Annotated in this window: 14 protein-coding genes, 1 pseudogene and 1 riboswitch; of the genes and pseudogenes, 7 read left to right on the forward strand and 8 right to left on the reverse strand. The window is 27.3% G+C overall.

The window, feature by feature from the left end:
• Positions 1 to 1,246 (reverse strand): Cys-Gln thioester bond-forming surface protein (locus K5V21_RS18200; RefSeq protein ID WP_221862456.1); only part of this gene is annotated, 1,246 nt, incomplete at its 3' end.
• A 926-nt stretch (positions 1,247 to 2,172) separates the two neighbouring features.
• Complete coding sequence (locus K5V21_RS18205) at positions 2,173 to 3,153, reverse strand: beta-channel forming cytolysin (RefSeq protein WP_221862457.1); 981 nt, start codon at positions 3,151 to 3,153, stop codon at positions 2,173 to 2,175.
• A gap of 263 nt (positions 3,154 to 3,416) precedes the next feature.
• Between K5V21_RS18205 and K5V21_RS18210 the strand changes: the two genes are divergently transcribed.
• The 3 genes from K5V21_RS18210 to K5V21_RS18220 all read left to right on the forward strand — a co-directional run bounded on the left by K5V21_RS18210 (position 3,417) and on the right by K5V21_RS18220 (position 6,667).
• A complete protein-coding gene (locus K5V21_RS18210; RefSeq protein ID WP_221862458.1) occupies positions 3,417 to 4,880 on the forward strand; it encodes a helix-turn-helix domain-containing protein in 1,464 nt (487 codons plus the stop codon).
• Positions 4,881 to 5,455: 575 nt separating this feature from the next.
• Positions 5,456 to 6,199: a DUF6973 domain-containing protein gene (locus tag K5V21_RS18215; RefSeq protein ID WP_221862459.1), complete on the forward strand. Its 744-nt coding sequence runs from the start codon at positions 5,456 to 5,458 to the stop codon at positions 6,197 to 6,199.
• Positions 6,200 to 6,205: 6 nt separating this feature from the next.
• Positions 6,206 to 6,667: a hypothetical protein gene (locus tag K5V21_RS18220; protein ID WP_221862460.1), complete on the forward strand. Its 462-nt coding sequence runs from the start codon at positions 6,206 to 6,208 to the stop codon at positions 6,665 to 6,667.
• A gap of 113 nt (positions 6,668 to 6,780) precedes the next feature.
• Here K5V21_RS18220 and K5V21_RS18225 read toward each other — a convergent pair.
• Together K5V21_RS18225 and K5V21_RS18230 are read right to left on the reverse strand one after the other, a co-directional pair.
• Positions 6,781 to 7,312: pseudogene (locus K5V21_RS18225) on the reverse strand (IS3 family transposase); the annotation flags it as partial.
• A gap of 263 nt (positions 7,313 to 7,575) precedes the next feature.
• Positions 7,576 to 8,925, reverse strand: coding sequence for an MATE family efflux transporter (locus tag K5V21_RS18230; protein ID WP_221862462.1), 1,350 nt, complete (start codon positions 8,923 to 8,925; stop codon positions 7,576 to 7,578).
• A 516-nt stretch (positions 8,926 to 9,441) separates the two neighbouring features.
• Here K5V21_RS18230 and K5V21_RS18235 point away from each other — a divergent pair.
• Together K5V21_RS18235 and K5V21_RS18240 are read left to right on the forward strand one after the other, a co-directional pair.
• A complete protein-coding gene (locus K5V21_RS18235) occupies positions 9,442 to 10,167 on the forward strand; it encodes a tRNA 2-thiocytidine biosynthesis TtcA family protein (RefSeq protein ID WP_221862493.1) in 726 nt (241 codons plus the stop codon).
• 14 nt (positions 10,168 to 10,181) lie between these two features.
• Positions 10,182 to 11,033, forward strand: a complete 852-nt coding sequence (locus tag K5V21_RS18240; protein WP_221862495.1) for a DMT family transporter — start codon at positions 10,182 to 10,184, stop codon at positions 11,031 to 11,033.
• A gap of 46 nt (positions 11,034 to 11,079) precedes the next feature.
• Here the strand turns inward: K5V21_RS18240 and K5V21_RS18245 are convergent, their stop codons facing one another.
• Positions 11,080 to 12,588: a YfcC family protein gene (locus K5V21_RS18245; RefSeq protein ID WP_204596766.1), complete on the reverse strand. Its 1,509-nt coding sequence runs from the start codon at positions 12,586 to 12,588 to the stop codon at positions 11,080 to 11,082.
• Positions 12,589 to 12,750: 162 nt separating this feature from the next.
• Between K5V21_RS18245 and msrA the strand changes: the two genes are divergently transcribed.
• Positions 12,751 to 13,224: a peptide-methionine (S)-S-oxide reductase MsrA gene (gene msrA / locus K5V21_RS18250; protein ID WP_221862464.1), complete on the forward strand. Its 474-nt coding sequence runs from the start codon at positions 12,751 to 12,753 to the stop codon at positions 13,222 to 13,224.
• A gap of 187 nt (positions 13,225 to 13,411) precedes the next feature.
• Positions 13,412 to 13,849 carry a PHP domain-containing protein gene (locus K5V21_RS18255; protein ID WP_221862466.1) on the forward strand — a complete coding sequence of 146 codons (438 nt, stop codon included), beginning with the start codon at positions 13,412 to 13,414 and terminating at the stop codon, positions 13,847 to 13,849.
• A 770-nt stretch (positions 13,850 to 14,619) separates the two neighbouring features.
• On the opposite strand, the gene K5V21_RS18260 is transcribed toward K5V21_RS18255, so the two are convergent.
• The 3 genes from K5V21_RS18260 to K5V21_RS18270 form a co-directional block, all read right to left on the reverse strand.
• Entirely contained in the window at positions 14,620 to 16,017 is a 1,398-nt protein-coding gene (locus K5V21_RS18260; RefSeq protein WP_221862468.1) for an NAD(P)/FAD-dependent oxidoreductase, read from the reverse strand.
• Positions 16,018 to 16,045: 28 nt separating this feature from the next.
• A riboswitch (purine riboswitch) is annotated at positions 16,046 to 16,147 on the reverse strand.
• 269 nt (positions 16,148 to 16,416) lie between these two features.
• Positions 16,417 to 16,938, reverse strand: coding sequence for a mannose/fructose/sorbose PTS transporter subunit IIB (locus tag K5V21_RS18265; protein WP_221862470.1), 522 nt, complete (start codon positions 16,936 to 16,938; stop codon positions 16,417 to 16,419).
• Between the two features lie 214 nt (positions 16,939 to 17,152).
• Complete coding sequence (locus tag K5V21_RS18270) at positions 17,153 to 19,945, reverse strand: sigma 54-interacting transcriptional regulator (protein ID WP_221862472.1); 2,793 nt, start codon at positions 19,943 to 19,945, stop codon at positions 17,153 to 17,155.
• Positions 19,946 to 20,308 lie beyond the last annotated feature (363 nt).

A 20,308-nucleotide genomic window follows, 5' to 3' on the forward strand; every position in this document is an offset into this window, starting at 1 on the left:
TTCCTCCTGTTCCTGGTGTCTCTGGTTTCCCTGCTTCTCCACTATCACCCGGTAAATCTGGCGTTGACCCTTCCTCACCTGGTAAATCCGGTGTCGTTCCTCCTGTTCCTGGTGTCTCTGGTTTCTCTGCTTCTCCACTATCACCCGGTAAATCTGGCGTTGACCCTTCCTCACCTGGTAAATCCGGTGTCGTTCCTCCTGTTCCTGGTGTCTCTGGTTTCCCCGCTTCTCCACTATCACCCGGTAAATCTGGCGTTGACCCTTCCTCACCTGGTAAATCCGGTGTTGTTCCTCCTATGCTTGGTGGTGTACTTGGTTTTTCAAAATTTCCATTTGCCTTTATTTCTAGTGAAACCTCATTTATTTTATCCGTTAAATCACCTCTAACTAAATTTTGAAATGGTTTATTAGGCTTAAATGGTATTCCGCCAGAATGATACTTATAGAAATATAATTTTACTTCTTGATATTTATATTTTATTCTTAATTTTAAATCTTCATTTGGCTCACGATTAGATACAATATAAAATTCTTGTCCAACTTTAATATCTTTGTCCAATATCTCATTAGTATTAAAATCTCTTATCTCCATGTATTCAGGTAAGTTATCAAATATAAAGCTTCCCTTTCCCCCCAATGTTGATAATTTAGATGTACTCCAATATTCCTTATTTTTTTTAAATTCAAAATTACCAATTAAATCTAGTTTTCCTTGTTCAAATTTATCTATCTTTGAATGCTTCAATAGCTCATTATAATACAAATCGTCATTACCATTTCCATTAATATATTGATCTTTTCCATCATTTATATCCCATATTAACTTTTGGGTAATATACCTAGCTGTAAATTCTGTTAATTTATATTTCCTAGATAATCCATATGTATCTATTGGATATCCAGCAATTAATACAGCTGCTATCCTTTCCTTCTTCTCTTTTCCATACTGCTCTGTATATGGATCATTTGAATCTAAATAGCTTTCAATTCTTGTATAATATGTTTTTTCTATTTCATCCCCTTCCTTTATTCCCGGTATGTTATAATCTCGATTATAACAATAAACAATATTCTCCTCGCCATTTTCTCCATCAATAATCCTTAAATTATTTGATGATGCAATACTATATGCTTGATATAACTTTTTCTCACCATCCTCTTCACTTGGAAAAGCCTGAATTGAAGAACTTAATATCAACATCATCATAATACTAAGCATCTTATAAATTCTTGTTTTTTTTATCAAAATGAAACCTCCTAAATTAATATTTATACTTTATACCATCTTCATTCTATATTTACTAATTAAGTCTAATGAAATTACTGGATATCTATATGCTAAAATATCAACAATTCTTTCTTTTCATTGGCATATAACTCCATCATCATCTACAAAAAATACTGATTCTTCTGATGTCGATTTATTATAAGTGCAATATTTTTTTGGTTACCAAATATATTTATTAGAGAAAAACTAAAATAATAAAACTTAATTTATTAAATTTTTCACTATCCCTCCACTCTGTAATCTATCTTGTATTATTTATTAAAAGATATAAATTATTATCTAAAACCCTCTATCGATAGGATTACCATAATATCACATAAATAATAAAGTTTCAAAATAATTTATTGCTTTTATACACTCTTTAAAATTTAATTTTTTTTATTTTTATTTCTATTTTAAACATACTTTTATTTTTAAAATAAATAGGATTAATATTTTCTTTTTTTACTTTTTATGTATATTTTTATATAAATAATTAACAATACCTCAAATTTCCCATTGAACTTTTCTTTATTAACAAAAAAATTAATTTTTTATTAATAAAAATCTATCAGTTTAACCAAAACCATTACTTTAGTCCTATAAAGAGTCACTACTTACATTGCATATTAAGATATTCCATTTGCCATTCTCGCACTTCCTACTCCCCCATTAAAATGATTCATGTATTCTTTTAAACTCATTTTAGAATTAATTAAAACTATCATATGTATCTGCTAAACTGTTTATATCCATAAAAATCTCCTCTTGTTATGAAGATTGGCTACAAACCATCCTCAATTTTAACAAAAGGAGATTTTTTACTACATCTATAAAGCTCATCTGAGCAACTCCCATAGTAAGTGATTTTCATTAACCTTTTTGATAATATTATCTAGCTTACCTTAGTTAATTTTCCTTACTGTATGATTTTCCCAATCTAATTCAAAAGTAACTGTTTCTGACTTAAAACCATAATCTAAATTCGTACCTTTCCATTCTGTATCCCACAATATCCTATATAAATTCATTTGACGACCAAGTGAAACTTCTATTCTTGATTTTTTTGTCCCATTAGGTGCAGTTAATACAAGTCCAAAATTTGGAGAGAAACCTCCTGTTATTAAAGATGATAATTGATAATCTGGAAGGAAATTATCAGTACTTGTCCCAGAATATCTTGTTCGCATAAACATCTGATTTCCGTAAACCGGATTCCAAGAATTTATATTATATCCATCACGTGTTTCAGCAAATTCAGTCTTCCATGAAGCTACATTATTTGTATCTTTAAGTTGTACTGTATTATAATCAGGTTGAATATAACTTATAGATTTTGAAACAGCATAGTTAGCATTTAATGATGCTGAAGCTGAGGCCTTACCTGATGATTCTTTAGAAACATCTATTCCTCCTCCTATAGAATATGAAATAGAATTGGTTACGTCTTTATTGAAAATAGTATTTTTAGGAACGCTGTCTACTATTTTTACTGATTCATCTAAAGATTGGTTTTTTACGTCTACTGTATATTTAAATGGCCATTCCATAAATCCCTCGCGCTTAAACAGGCTCCTTATCTCTCTTTTTGATGGCATAAATCCTTTAAGCGAAAGAATAGTAGTCATCTCAGATGAAAATTTATCATCAATAAAGCTCGCATCTATTGTAACTCTTGAATCATCCTTAGTTGTAGCTGAATCTGTTGATGAATATTTCCTTATTTGTTTATCATTTTTAGTTATGACAGTAACATTTCCATTTTCCTCTCTTGTAAATTCTGAAGTACTTCCTAAGTCACTTGCTGAAACTACTTTTGTTCCGAAAAAGCTAGTTGATACTAAAGCTGATATTAGAATTGCAGTAATGATTTTCCTCGACTTCATAAATAATCTCCTCCTTTTTATAATTGACTTTATACATAAATATTAATTTATATTCCGAATTGATTAATATCATTTTTTTTAATAAAATAAAAAAAATCGAGATGCATATTATAAATTATGCATCTTAAAATACTATTTTTTCATTATCTGTTGTAAAAATACAAAAAAAAATGTAGAATTTATTTCTAATTATGTTAATATATTTTTTATTTGTTGTTATCTAATACTAACAAATATTAATTATTTTATAGAAAGGATTCGATATGTTTAAAGAAGAATTACTAGAAAGATCAGAAAGGCTTCAACTTAATATATTAAAAAAACTCTATTTGAATAACGGGAGAGTAGCTAAATACGAATTATACAGTACCCTTAATATTTCTCCTCCTACATTAAAATCACATCTTGAAAAGATTGATCTTTTACTAAGAAGTCATTATGATAATAAAGCTCAGGTACTCTACATACAAAATGACATTATTTTGAAATATGAAAATTATATTAATCTAGAACATTTGATGTCAATATGTATAAAAAATTCATTAAAATATAGCCTTCTAAAGTATCTATTTGAAAATAATCACAAACCATTAAGTGGTATAAAAATTTGTAATGAACTAAATATTAGCCTATCTACTTTAAATAGAAAAGTTTCTGAATGTAACTGTATGCTAAAGGAATTTGATATATTTATAAAAAACTATAGACTTGAAGGATCCAAAGCGCAGATTTCTTATTTTTTCTATTCACTTTTCGTAAATACTGGAATAACATCATCTAATCCCAATTTTATATTTAATAAATTACTTAACTTTTTTCATAAAAAATTTAATATTTCTTTTAATATAAAACAAAAATACTCATTATATATATGGACTATTATTATTAGTGAACGGAAATTCTTTTTTAGAAGAGATTGCTTTCATGATAAATTTCATAAAGATAATTTAAAGGATAATAATTTTTTTTTAGAACTTAAAACATTTTTTGAAGAAAATAATTTTAATAAAAACATAGGAGAATGTCTATCGTATACAACTATTTGTTTTATATTAAGTTTCAATATGCTTCCCATTGATTTTGTTATTAATAATATTAAATTTAAAAATAATATAGCTTATAAAAACTATGAGCTAATACTTAGTGAAATTGACAGATTATTTATTTATTCACCTAATAATTTTAATGATACATTAAAGTGTAATTTATTAAATATATGCTATAAACAATATTTTTTCAAAGGAATTTTCTATTCAAATGATTATATAACAACACAACATTATCTAAATGAATTTTCAAGCTATTCTCGATTAAAGTTCGTTGAAAAATTATTATTAAAAATACACACTTTAACAAATAATTATTATATAGATAATGAATATTTTAAATTTTGTACAATCCTTACTCTGAATTATATAAATGGCCATACTAAGTGCCCAATAACTATAGGAGTATTATCTCAAACAGAAAATTTAACTTTAACTTCTACAATTAATGATTTAAATAACGTCCTAAGAAAGAAATTTGATGTCATCGTAGAAACATATAATGAAAATAAAAAAAATTATGATTTAGTAATAAGTAATTTCAATCTAAAATTTAAATTTTTATCAAATAATTATGATAATATATACTCCTTCACAAATTTAGGTATAAAATATGATTTAGAAAATATAATAAAACTACTAAATAAAATAGAAGAAAAAAAATTAAAGAATAAATTCTAATACCATTTAGATAAAAATTTTTTTCTAAAATCCATAAAATAAGGGACTGCATAATAATGTATCTTATAAATAAATATGTATGTAATCTATATCTTACAACTTATGAGTTATTAGTGTATGGAATAAGTATGTTTTTCTATCCTTTTTCAAGATACACTTATTTTTATTTTAAAGAAATGATTTTAGGTGATTCAAATATAAAGATACCTTTATTTATATATTATCCATGTAAATTAGGTGTATTTGAGTTTTTATTAGCGTTTTCTATACATATTGGTGGATTGGGAATAATATATATGTTAATAGTTAACAATTATAAATATTATTTAGAGAAAAAATAATAAATAATTTAATATAAAAAAGTGTGTAGTAGCTTCATTCAGAACTATTACACACTTTTTTTATCTCCACCTTGATTTCATTTCAATAAAAAATACAAAATTATATATTTGTGCTTTTGAAATTATTTTACCCATCTATATCACATTACCATAAATTTAATTATTTTATAAGACTTGTATTTGTATTTTATTTCCTTTAAGCTTAAATAAAAACAAAGCAAGGGGGAATTTATTATGAATAATAAGAAAATAACTAGTTTTATATTGAGTGGAATACTAGCAATGTCTATAATAAATCAACCTATTTTAGCAAAAGCTAATGAAATTGCTAATAATTCTAAGCCTACTCTAGAAAAAAGTAATCAATCTAAAGAATATTATCAAAATATTATTGAAAATAGAGGCAAAATATTAACAACTACAGATTTTGATAAAATAAATAATATACTAATTCAAAAAGAAAAAAACAATGTAAAATTAAGTGATACAGAAATATTAAAATTAATAGTAAAGGCAATTAAAGAAAAAGAAACTAAACCTCAAGCTAGAAAATATAATATTTTTGATCAAAAAGTAACTAGACTCGAATTATCATTAACAGGTGCATATCCTCGTGAAGCTTTATTAGTTTTTTCAAATTCTAAAAAAGCAAATAAGGCAGCACAAAGCAGATATGTAAGCAAGCCTACTTCAGTTTTATATAAAGGAAACGGAGATGCTTTTAGACATGCTTATTGGAACGTTTTAAATCGTAGATCTGTGGGCGAATCTTTTGCTAAACTTTTTTCAGATGCTCATGAATCAGAAGAACCAAATGGTATCGATAAAACAATGGATTTAAGAAATAATAAGATAGGAATAGATTTAGGTAAATATACAAACAATCCAGAAACTGTTGTTAAATACGTTAATAACGGATGGCTATGGAGAATTGTAAATAATAAACTTACAGTTACTGATTCTAGTGGAAGGAAGTAAAATGACATGATAAAAAAAAATGTATTAGCCAGATTTATAATATTAATAACAATTATATTGTTTTCAATTTTAATATATTTTGCATTCTTCTCTAAAAACTATATAAATATAGAAATTAAAAACAATACAAATTCAACAATAAGTAATTTAAAAATAACTTCTAAATCGTTTAAAAGTGACATAAATATTCCATCAATAAAATCAAATGAAAAATATAAAGTTAAAATAGATCCAGAAAAAGAATTTACAGAAGGGGCAGCAAGCATTCAACTAGAGCATATTAACATACAAAATCAGAAAGAATTTTTTAGTGTAATAGGATATACAGAAGGATCCGCTGAAAATGTAAAAATAATACTCAAAAACTATGAAAACGGAAAATTACTTATCAATGTAAACGGAGAAGAAATGTATGGTGTAAGTGAGAAAGAAATGTACGGAGAAGAAATAAACACAAAACAAAATTAAACCAAATTAAAATAGATATAAAAATGAAAGAAATTATAAATATAAAAAAGCACTAGCTGTTATTTATAATCTGGACTCTCTGTCAAGGACACTTGAAAAAAAGAGTTAAAAGTTTATACAGTTAAAAGCTGACTTCGATATTGTGTCGAAGTCAGCTTTTTTAATCCGTATTGGCAGCGCTCTTCATTATAATATTTCATATATTTTCTAATAACTTTTTTAGTTCATCTAATGTTTCACAATTCTTATAGTCTACCTCATCTTTCATATGCAAAAAAATGATTCTTGTAGTGCATTATCCCAACAGTTTCCACAACGAGACATTGATTGATTAAGTTTATACTTCTTAAGCAAATTTTGGAATTTTGGGCTAGTATAATGGCTTCCTTGATCTGAATGAATAAATGCATCTTCTGGAATGTTAAAGTTCAATTTTTTAAATAATATCTTTACTGTATCTAAAACTATATTAATATGGAGACTATTAGAAATGTTATATGCCAAAATTTCATTAGTGGAACTATCTTTTATGGTCGATAAATAAGCCATAGAGTTATTTTTATATGGCAAGTATGTTATATCTGTAAGTAGTACTTTTCCTGGTATTTCTTGTTTGAATTTTCTATTTAATTTCTGTTCAAGAAGCATTTTAATCGTTCTAGGGACTTTATTAAAGCCCTAGAATTGAAGGCTTTAAGAATTATATTTCTAGATTTTAAATCAGATTTTTCTTTAATTTAATAATTTCTAACTCCTATAAAAATTTTTTACTTACTACTAATCACCTCTAAATTTTATTGTACGTAAAAAGAACGTATATAGATAGACTCTTTTTTATAAGTGTCTACTATATATGTTCCAGTTTATAATAACTAACCCTTTTTTAATTTTCTATTATTGAATTACTACTATACTAAAGCTTTAACCCATTTTCCTGACTTTAACCTTGCAAACTCAAACACTATCTTAACTATTTCTTCTAAACAAATTAAGAAGTATACGACTGTTACAGGAACATTTAATATAGTGGCACCTATAAATGCTATAGGAACTGCAAAACACCATATAGTTCCTGCTTGTACTAACATTGAATAGGTAGTATCTCCACCACCTCTAAATACTCCAACTATCATTACAACATTAAAGAACCTTATAGGACAAAATAGTGCCATTATATGAAGTACCTTCATAGTGTCACTATAAGTTTGCGCTGTTACATTAAATGGTGCAATTATTACTTTAGCTAAAGCCCATATTGCTATTCCTATAACTAGTCCTATTATAGGTGATACTAATCCTATTTTTTTAGAATAATCTACAGCAACCGCTTCTTCATCTGCACCAATTTTATTTCCAACCATAATTGATGCAGCTGTTGCAAGTCCTATACAAAGAACCATAAACATATTATTTAGTGTAGTAGCTATCTGCATAGTTGCAACTGCACTTGTCCCAATTTGTGCATAAGCAATTGAAAATGCAGTCATTCCAAAAGACCAAATAAGCTCATTCAAAATTGTTGGAGTTGCTGTATTAAAGTATCTTCTAACAAAATTTCTATCAAAATTAATCATTTCTTTTAAACTTGCTGCTACTCTATTTTTCTTTATATAAATAGCAGATATTATAAATACCATCTCTATTCCACGAGCTATCATAGTTGCAAGTGCCGCTCCGTTTACTCCCATCTTTGGCATTCCTAAATTTCCAAAAATAAATACCCAGTTTAAAAACGCATTACTTAAAACCCCAATTAAACTTGCATACATAGGTATTCTTGGCTGTTCTGTGCTTCTTAAAGCTGAGGAGAATGCCATAGTTAGATTAGTAAATATATAACTCATTGATACTATTCTAAGATATGATGCACCAAGCTCTATTACCCTTGGATCATTTGATAAAATCCCCATTATTTTATCTGCAAAAAATAAAGCTCCAATTCCAAATATTATTGTTGCTACGAAGCCAACAGATATATTAAGACCTAGCATACTCTTTATATTTTTCTCATCTCTCTTACCCCAATATTGAGCCATAAATACACTAGCACCCGCGTTTATTCCCGTTAATGCTAACATAAAAATAAAGAAATATTGATTAGCTAGTCCAACTGATGCAATTGCGTCTTCCCCAAGCTTTCCAATCATTAAGTTATCAACTAAATTTAATGAAGAGGTAATAAAACTCTGTAAAGTTATTGGTAGTGCTAATGTTATCATAGTTTTAATAAACTTTTTATCTTTAAGTATTTCTTTCATATTTCCTCCCTTTCTAGACAAAAAAAGAGCACACGGGTAGTCTAGCCGCCCATCTGCTCAAATCTAACTAAAATATTCTATTAACTATGCCATTAATTATTTTCTAATAATTAATAAATTATGTCAATAGTAAATAATCAATTAATATTTCATTGATTATTTATGACTAATTGTAAATTTATTTATCTAGTTGCTTTTTATACAAAATATGTATCTTTATAGAATTAAGGTTAAAGAAAGTTTATATCAATTAAGTAATTGATATATAAAAAATCATTTTGTATTATTTTACATATTTTATATTATTTTCATAATATTATTTTACTTAAAATTTATGAAAAAATATGATATTTCCATGATTCTTATGCAAATTTATTAGCTCTCTTATACATTTTTTTATTTTCAAATATAATTTATTCTCTCTTCCTCTCTTCCACTTAACTTTTTTTAATTATTGCTGTACAATATATTAGTTGATTTCAATCAATTTTTACAAAAGGTGGTGATTTTATGGTAATGCAAAAGCTTTTAAGCAAGACTAGGCAAGCTATAAATGATTTTCAGTTAATTGAAGATGGAGATAAGATAGCTGTTGGTTTATCAGGAGGTAAAGATAGTCTAACATTATTGCACATATTAAAAGCATATCAACGTTTTTCTCCACAAAAATTTGATCTTATTGCTATAACTTTAAATCCTGGAGATGTTGATAATAGCCCATTACATAAACTTTGTGAGAATTTATCTGTTGAATTTCATGAAATTCAAACAAATATAACTGAAATTGTATTTGACATTAGAAAAGAGAAAAATCCTTGCTCTTTATGTGCTAATTTAAGACGTGGTGCATTAAATGATAACGCTAAAAAACTTGGCTGTAACAAGGTTGCTCTTGGTCATCACAAAGATGATGCTATAGAAACTTTAATGCTTTCAATTAGTTATGAAGGAAGAATTAATTGCTTTTCACCAAAAAGTACAATGGAAAAATATGATGTAACACTGATAAGGCCAATGGTATACATAGATGAATCTATGATAAGAAAGGCTGTACAACTTTATAATTATCCAGTTATAAAGAACCCTTGTCCTGCTGATGGAAAAACAAAGAGACAAGATATAAAAGAACTTATACGTAATATGGATAAACAGATCCCAGGTTTTAAAAAGAGTCTATTTGGTTGTTTAAATAATTCAGAGCAGTTATTTATATGGGATAAAGACAAAGTTAGGAGGATTTAAACTTGTCTAATTTAATTAACAATAAAGGAAAAGCTATATTCTTTATGATATTAGCCTCTTTCTTTTTTACAACTATGAATATGTTTGGTAAGCTTGCTTCTGGCGTTACCCCTTACCAAAAAACTTTTTTAACAAATGCTGTAGCAACGGTAATTGTTTGTATAATTATTTTTAAAAGAAAGGCATCATTTTTAGGTCATAAAGGCAATAGAAAATATCTATTTCTAAGAGGAATAATGGGTACTGTATCTATATGTGCATTTTATTTTTCTTTAGATTATTTATTATTATCTGATGCAACTATGCTAAATAAATTAAGTCCTTTCTTTGCAATTATTTTTTCATTTCTTTATCTAAAAGAAATGATTACAGGAAAGCAATTGATATTTTTACTTTTAGCTTTTGGTGGTAGTTTATTTGTAATAAAACCACATTTTGACGCTTCAATAATCCCATCACTTATGGGAATAGTAGCTGCTGCCTGTGCAGGTCTTGCATATACTATGATTAGGGTTATTGGTAATAAAGAGGATTTCTTTACTGTTATACTATCCTTTACAGGAATTGCAACAATAGTTTGTGCTCCATTTATGTTTATTGATACAGATGGTCTTACAACACCTAATATCATATATATGATACTTGCTGGTCTTTGTTTTGTTCTTGGACAAGTGTTCTTAACTCTTGCCTATAGAAATGCACCAGCATCTGAAATATCAATGTTTGATTATGTAGGTCTAATAATAGCTGCAATATATGGATTTATATTATTTAGTGAAATTCCAGATATCTTATCAATAATAGGATACATAGTAATTATATTAGCCTCATTCTTAAACATAATTGTAAAAAATAAAAAAGCTTAAAAATAAAACTCATCATCTATATAGATGATGAGTTTTTATATTTCTCTTAAAAATGTACTTGAACTAATAATAGAGCTCCTGCAAATACCGTTATAATAATCATTAAAGGCATTATAAACCTTAGCCACTTATTATAGGTTACATCAATCATGGCTAATGTGGCCAGTATAAGCCCCGTTGGTGCTATAAAGGATATTAATCCTTGACCAAATTGATATGAGCTTACTATTACGTCTCTTGGAAGTCCTACAGTATCTGCAAGTGGTGCCATAATAGGAATAGCTAAAACAGCAAGACCTGAAGATGATGGAATGAAGAATCCTAATATAACAAATATTACAAGCATTAATATTATAAATATTGATCCATTCATGCCCTTAACTGATCCTGAGAAGAAATTAAGTAATGTATCTGAAATTTCTCCATTTTCAAGAATTAAGTTTATGGATCTTGCAACACCAATTACAAGTGCAACTCCAACCAAGTCACCAGCACCAGCTATAAAGTTATTTACAAATTCTTTTTCATTTAAATCTGATATAAACCCAAGTATTATACCAACAACAAGGAATAGTGCAGTCATCTCTGTGAACCACCATCCTCGCATTGAAACACCATATATCATTACAACAAAAGCTAATGCGAATATAATAAGCATTAATTTTAATCTAAATGTAAACTTAGGTACATCCTTTGCTGATTCATGTAGGAATTTACCTTCAATTTCTTGCTTTTGATCGTATATAAGTGATTTACTTGGATCGTTCTTTACTTTATTAGCATACTTAACTATATAAACAAGAGTTATTACAGTAGCTATTACTAATCCAACTCCTCTAAATACTAATCCTTCTGTAAAATTAATACCTGCTGAATTGGATGCTATAACTGATGAAAATGGGTTTACTGTTGAGAACATAGTTCCTATAGATGAACCCATATATATAGTAGCTATACATACTATAGCATCATATCCTGCCGCCAAGAATATTGGCATCAATATAGGATACAGAGCTATAGTTTCTTCTGCAAGACCAAAAGTTGTTCCTCCAAGTGCTATTAAAATATTCAATAATATAATTAGTAAATATTCTTTACCCTTAGTAGCTTTTGAAAGACTTGCAATACCTGCATTAAATGCTCCTGTTGTATTTAAAACACCTATTACCCCACCTATTATTAAAATAAACATTATTATATCTATTGTGTCATATGTACCTTGTATTGGGGCTTCTATTATTTCAGCTATACCTTGAGGCTTCTGCTCAACTTTTTCATATGTATCTGGAATAGCTATAGGCTTATTTATACTCTCGTCAACAAACTTATCTAAGCCAATCTTTATTCCAAGCTTATTTAGAGTATCTTGAGTCGCTGGCTCAGTACTTGTTTCTCCATGAGGTGTAGTTATTGTAAAGTTCTTATCATCTTTATTATAACTTAGCTTTGCATATGCACCAGCTGGAACTATGTAAGTTAATACAGCTGATAATATTAAAACAATAAACAAAACTGTAAAGGCTGTTGGAAAGCTTAATTTTTTCTTTTTCTTCATCAATACTCCTCCTTAGTTTTTATAAAAATTAATATATATATATAATTGTTACAATTATAGCAAGATATATTAAATAAACCATGAACATGAAAAAGAATTTACTTGAATTTTTATTCATTAAGATTATAATAATAAAAAAGAATTGAAGGGAGTGATATAATTATGAAAAATATAGTTTTAGCCGGTGGATGTTTCTGGGGAGTAGAAGAATTTCTATCTAGAATTAAAGGTGTTACTGAAACAGAAGTAGGTTATGCAAATGGTAGAACAGAAAACCCAACTTATGATGATGTATGCTATAAAAATACGTATTTTGCTGAAGTATGTAAAGTTACATATGATGAAAGTATATTATCCTTAAAAGAGTTATTAAATGAGTTTTTTAAAATAATAGATCCAACAGCTCTTAATAGGCAAGGAAACGATGTAGGAAGCCAATATAGAACAGGTATATATTATTTGGATTCCTCTGTTATACCCACAATTGAATCTGTAATAAATGAAGAACAACAAAAATATAGCAAAAAAATTATCACAGAAGTTAAACCATTACAAAACTACTATAAAGCTGAAGAGTATCACCAAAAATATCTAAAGAAAAATCCTAATGGATACTGTCATATAAAATTAGATTAACCTAATTTTATATATAATAATTTAATTTTTATATATTATGCAGATACCTAATATAGATAATAAGTATTATCTGTATTAGGTATTTGTTTTATAACTTTTTTTTATTTATTTTATACTGTAAATCTATGGTATACTTGTATAAGTTAATTTAAATATAAATTTTTATACATTCTAAAGGAGTCTTTTTATGTACTACGATTACCATATGCATTGTGACTTTTCTGCTGATTCTAAAACACCGATGATAGATATGGTAGAAAAATCAGTAGCCCTTGGCCTTAAAGAAATTTGTTTTACTGATCATGTTGATTATGACATAATTGGTAATCCAAATGTAAAGATAGATTATACTAAGTATTTTAATGCTTTAGAGTACTATGCAAATAAATATAAAGATAGAATCTCTATAAAAAAAGGAATAGAAATGGGACTTCAGGATCATATTTTGGATAAATGTTCTAGGGATATTAAATCCCATAAATTTGATTTTGTAATAGCATCAATTCATTCAATAGATAAGCTTAAGCTATTTACTGGAGATTTCCATAAGGGAAAATCTCAAAAAGAGGCTTATGAAAAGTATTATAAAAGATTGCTAAGTATAATTACTAACTATAAAGATTAAACCGGAATTTATTAAAATATAATACTTACTTTTTATATAACTATAGAAATTATTTTCTATAGTTATATTTTTTATCGAATTTTATGGTAAATTTTTACTTAACTTATAAATCTTTTATGTTACATATGTTGCTAAACTATTATTCTCATTCAAAAATTACTATTATATATTTTTATCTAAACTCGCCTTATATCTACGTTCATCTAGCATATTCAGCCTTAAATATATAACTTTTTCTTCAAACAAATTCAAAATATGTAACAAAGCTTTTACTTACCTACTATACACCGCTGTAATTCTTAATAAACATTCAATTTTTTTGAAACTTTATCACTTAAAATGTATTTTTATTATTAATATTAAGTTTTTTCATATCTTTATTTGAATATATTTAGGTTTATACATTTTGCACCTCTAAGTATATAGTATTATCATTAAATCATGGTTACAGAACAAAAGAATATATAAATTTTGTGCCCCCTTTATTAAATATAAATTTATATAGATTTAATCCCTAAAATTACATGCTTAATAAAAAAAGCTGCTTTAAAATTACTTAATAAAGTAAATTTAAAACAGTTTTTTTTATTTATTCATTACCTGTTTCATTTCAAGTGGAATATCTATTTCTATATAAAAATCTTTGATTACTGAATTTTTATTAAGCTTTTCTAACTTAAATTATATATTTTTCTATATACGAAAAAGATCTAGAAATCCCCCAATTTCTAGATCCTTTATAATGTATAATTTGTGCACTGTTATAGCTTTTAAGCTAACTTTTCTCCCATCATTACCCCCATAGCTGAAGCCATCATAAGACCTCTAGTCCATCCACTAGAATCTCCTAGACAGTATAACCCATTAATGTTTGTTTCAAAATTCTCGTCTATTATAACCTTATTGCTATAGAACTTAATTTCTGGTCCATATAGAAGAGTTTCCTCACTTGCAAAACCAGGAACTACTACATTTAATGACTCTATAAAGTTTATTATATTAGTCATTGTTCTATATGGTATAGCTGATGTTAAATCTCCTGCTACAGCATCTGGTAATGTATACCTAACATTTGATCTATCAAGCTCTTTTTGCCATGTTCTCTTTCCTGCTAATATATCTCCATATCTTTGAACTAGTATGCTACCATTACCAAGCATATTTACAAGTTCTGCAACCTTTTTACCATACTCTATTGGCTGGTTAAAAGGTTCTTCAAAGTTGTGTGAACTAAGTATAGCAAGGTTTGTATTATTTGACTTCTTATCTTTGTATGAATGACCATTTACTATAGCCATATTATTATCATAATTCTCTTGTGATACAAAACCTCCAGGGTTTTGACAGAATGTTCTTACCTTATCCTTAAATGGTGCTGGATATCCTATAAGTTTTGATTCATATAAAACGTTGTTTACACTCTCCATAACTTCGTTTCTAAGCTCAACACGTACCCCAATGTCGACAGTTCCAGCTTTATGTGCTATATCATGATCTATACACATATCCTTAAACCAGTCAGAACCTTTTCTTCCTGTTGCAACAACAACTGTGTCTGAGGAGATATCTTCATCTTTAGTTCTAGTTACTGAATCCGTTACCTTAACCCCTTTAATTTTTCCATTCTCTATTATTAAGTCCTTTACTGAAGTATTAAACTTAATTTCTATTCCCTTTTCTAATAAGTGCTCTTGAATCTTCAAATAAATTTCTTGTGCTTTTTCTGTTCCTAAATGTCTTATAGGACAATCTACAAGTTTTAAATTTCCTTCAATAGCTTTTCTTCTAATTTCTTTTACCGCTTCAGGATTATCTAATCCTTCTACCCTATTATCTGCCCCAAATTCAAGATATATCTTATCTGTGTAATCTATGTATTTCTGAACTAAATTGCCCCCTATAAGCTCTGGTAAATCTCCTCCAACTTCATAGTTAAGTGATAGTTTTCCATCTGAGAATGCTCCTGCCCCTGAGAATCCTGTAGTTATATGACAATATGGTTTACATGAAACACATTTATTTGTCTTTTCCTTTGGACAACTTCTCTTATCTATGCTTCTTCCTGCTTCTATTAATAATACTTTCTTATTTGGCTCTCTTTTATTTAATTCTAGAGCAGTGAATATTCCCGCTGGCCCTGCTCCCACTATTATTACTTCATAATTCATAAATAAACATCTCCCTTATCATAAACGAAATAATATTAAGTGATCCTATAGCCAAGAGCTTTTTACGGAAGCTCGGTAGAAACATCTCCCCTTATTAGAGATTTATACAGGCCTTAATGTTCGATTTTTCTGTTTTAATTAACCCTTATATGGAAATTGTAATCTAGATTAAATAAAAAATCAAGCTTTTTACGAATTTTATTTTAATTATTTTTACTATTATACGTATATATTGATCGTATTTTCTATATTATTATAAAAGAACTCTCTATAAAGTTTAGTATTCCTTTATAGAGAGTTCTTTCACCTTTTGAAAACTAATCAAGGAAAACATCTATCATAATACCTGTTGTAATATATACTAATATAAGTCATATTACTTTACATGCAACAAGATGCCTATGAGTTTGGAAGAGTAACCTTTTTCAAAGTTTTAATATATAATTTTTCTAATAATGGAATGATGTCCTGTTTTGAATCTGAAGCTATTTTTCTTATTTCTAATTCAATTCCTTTATCATGTAATTTCTTAAATGCTTCTATATCTTGTTCATCTACTGATACTGCATTTGTAATTTGTTTTTTACCATATTTAAATGACATTCCTCCAATATTAACACTCCTAATATCAACACCTTGGTCTACCATTCTTAAAACATCTATTGGGTTTGTGAAAAGAAATAATACCTTATCATCTAAATATTTAAGATCATTGTATACTCTTACTGCTTTATCAACATCAACAACGTGCGCCTTTATCCCTGGAGGCACTACTTGTGTTAATAAAGTCTTTCTTATTTCATCATTTGCAACCTCATCATTACAAACTATTATTCTATTACAACCTGTTTGCTTACTCCAAATTGTAGCTACTTGTCCATGTATTAATCTATCATCTATTCTTGCTAAAACTATTTTCATTATAAATCATCCTCCTCAGTATAATTCTTATGTCTATATTTTTAATAGCAAAACTCATGCCAAAGTTTATTATAAAATAAAAAAAATTGTACAAACTAACTATAGCCTTATAATTTAGCTATAAAAAATTTGTACAAATTTTTTATTGATACGCTTTTTTATATTTCTGATACAGTTCTAATACTATATTAATATACTTCTTATATTTTTGATACTATAATAATACCATCTCTGTAATGTAATATATTTCATCTTCACTTATTTCTAAATTTAATGATTCTTTGAATATTAAACAAGCACTTCTAATTTTATTTACTATATTATAATCAAATTTGCCTCTATCATCCATATATACTAATTCATCTTTAAGAAGTACTCTCTCTAATGCACAAGCTGTATGAAGGGCTATTCTAAGCTTCATTGAGTTAATAAAATCTCTCTCCAATTCACTTTCTAACATTTCTATAAACTCTAAAAGAAGATTAATAATTTTATCTGGATTTAAATAAGTAATAGTTTCTTTTAAACTGTCGTAACATAAATTATTTAATACAATATCCTCATGAGCACTATCTTCTATACTAATACTTTCACCTTTAAATATATTTTCTATTATTTTTTCTCCTGTTCCTGATATTAAACTTTCAAGTGATATAAATGGAATATTCATTTTAGGATCGATGACTCCAACTACAGCTAAAACTTTATTATTCTTAGATATATTATTTATTTTATTTTCATGATCCTTTATACCTATTGGGATAACTTCAATCTTTTCCTCAGATATATTATGAACAACATCCTCAACTAATCCCTTTAATTTAATTGCCGCACCTTTACCACTAGAACATATTGTTACAATTACACCATTTGATTTATCATTGTTACTTGTCTCTTTGGTATTGACACTGTACCCCTTAAATGCCCTTAAATATTGATACAATCCCTCTAAATCAACATCATTTAATGAAGACTTTCTTGCAGCTTCTAATACAGTAGGAGTAGATACCATATCTAATGTTCTTATCTTTATTCCCGTATTTTCATAAATTATATTTCCAAAACTATTAAGAGATCCCATATCAACAAGTAGCATTACACCTTTTCCTCTATCAATCTCTTTAACCTTTTGAGTAACTAATTCCAGTGTATCCTTCGGACTTATTTCAAGTGGCATATCAACCGCAAGTATATTGTCACTATCAAATAATTTTATAGCCACATTAACCATACTACTTGCAGTGCTACTTCCATGGACTGCAACTACTACACCAATTTTTGCATTAATATCAGTTTCTTCTATTGATGTTAATAGTAAAGTTATATACGTAACCTCTCCAGTTGGAATTGTAGTCTTAAAATATTGTGATGCTCTTTGGCATATCTCCTTTGATAATTCATATTCTTCTGGATAATCTGCTATAAGCTCTTCCATCTGTTCATAATCCGGCTCTATATTTTTATTTAATCTATTAAAAAATGCACTCATATGCAGACTCATAGCATAAATAAATCTTTCATTATATTTTCTTCCAAGCCTCTCCTCAGCTAAATCTTTAATTTGCTCAACAAAAGCTATTATATTTTCATCAACTATTTTTAATAGACCCTGTCTTGAATATTTATCATTTTTTAATTTATCATAGAAGCATTTTATATGAACTGTTATATCAGTTGTAATAAATTTATTTATTGCATCTTCATCCATACCCTCTTCTCTAAGTACAGAGGCCTTATCCTCTATTATCTTATATAAATTAAATGGTGGCTCATAATTACTATTCTCTTCAAGTTTTATTATACTTTTTTCTGGGTTTATTATAAGATCTGATGGTATTATATTTAGTATTTCTTCTTTTTCTTTTATTTTAGAGCTTATTCCAATAAGTCCACTTTGTATATTATTTGGCATCATTTTTAAATTAATATCAATATATCCATCCTCATTTATACTGTTTAGGAATCCCTTAGCACATAAAAGTTGTATATTAGATTTTAATTGCCCTATATTACCAAAAGTTGTACTCCCTATAAGAGCCTTTATTCCTTCAACAGATATCTTTATCGGCTTATTTACTCTAACAGCTTCATTATGTAATAAATGCTTTATTATTTCTATTTTATCTCTAACAGATCTCTCTTCAAAACTTGGTATTCTAACTGTCATTGGAATTCTTCTAACAAATGTATTAAGAAGCGTTGATGCTGGATCTTCAGTTGTAGCTCCTATGATTAATACATTTGCTTTTCTTTTTCTTTCAGTCTCTCCTAGCTTATTATATGTACCTGTATCCATAAAATAAAATACCATTTCTTGACCCTCAGGAGGTAATCTATGTATTTCATCTAAAAATAGAATTCCACCATCTGCCTTTTGAACTATACCATCTTTTTCAGTGTCAGCTCCTGTAAATGCACCTTTAACATGTCCAAATATATGTGATAATAATAGTTGTGGAGTATTGTAATAATCTGCACAATTGAACACTATAAATGGTGAATCTTCTTTAAATCTTCCTATATATTTTGCATAGCTATACATTCTATTTGCAAACAAGCTTTTACCAACTCCTGTTGGTCCTACTATTAATGTATGTAACCCATTTGGAGGATAAATTATAGCTGCCTTTGCTTGCTCAATTTGTGTCTTTAAGCTAGTATCATATCCTATAAGATAATCAAAAGGTGATTTATTCTCTTCTTCCTCCTTTTGTTTATTAAGTAATGATTTTATATCATCAATCTCTGTAATATCTTCAGAAAGTCTAACATCAAATATCTTTTGAAAAATTTCTCTATCAAAGTATCTAACTGGCCTACATTTAATCTTTATTGCTTTTTTATTTCTACAAAGCTCATTTAGTTCCTTACTTACATTATTTCTTAATATATCAAGTTTATCTCCAATATCTTGTGCACTTACTCCTATATTTTCATCAAGGTCCTCTTTCTTATATCCCAAACAAACTTCATTTAGGTAACTATAGATCTTTTCTATTCTTTTCAATAATAGTCCCCCTTTCTTTAAATAAAAGTTATACTTAAATCGATTTTAACCCTTGTTCTTAATGTCTTTCAATTTATTTGTAAAATATACAAAATATTTTACCTTTTGTCAATATTTTAGACTTATATTATGTAAAGTAATCTATTTAAAATAAGTGCTACATTAAATACCACTTCCTTAATATAAGTATATTTGTCCCTTTATTATATTAAAACCTTAACACTTTTCCTCATCTTCCTTAATATATGCATCTTTATATATATTATTAATTTTCATATTAACTATTTTTATACTAATAATTTTTCAAGGGACATTCCTATAATTACTTCAACAAGACTTAAAATAACATTTAAAAGTAAATTA

This window comes from Clostridium sardiniense (assembly GCF_019753795.1).
In the GTDB taxonomy this organism is placed as follows: Bacteria; Bacillota; Clostridia; order Clostridiales; family Clostridiaceae; genus Clostridium; species Clostridium sardiniense.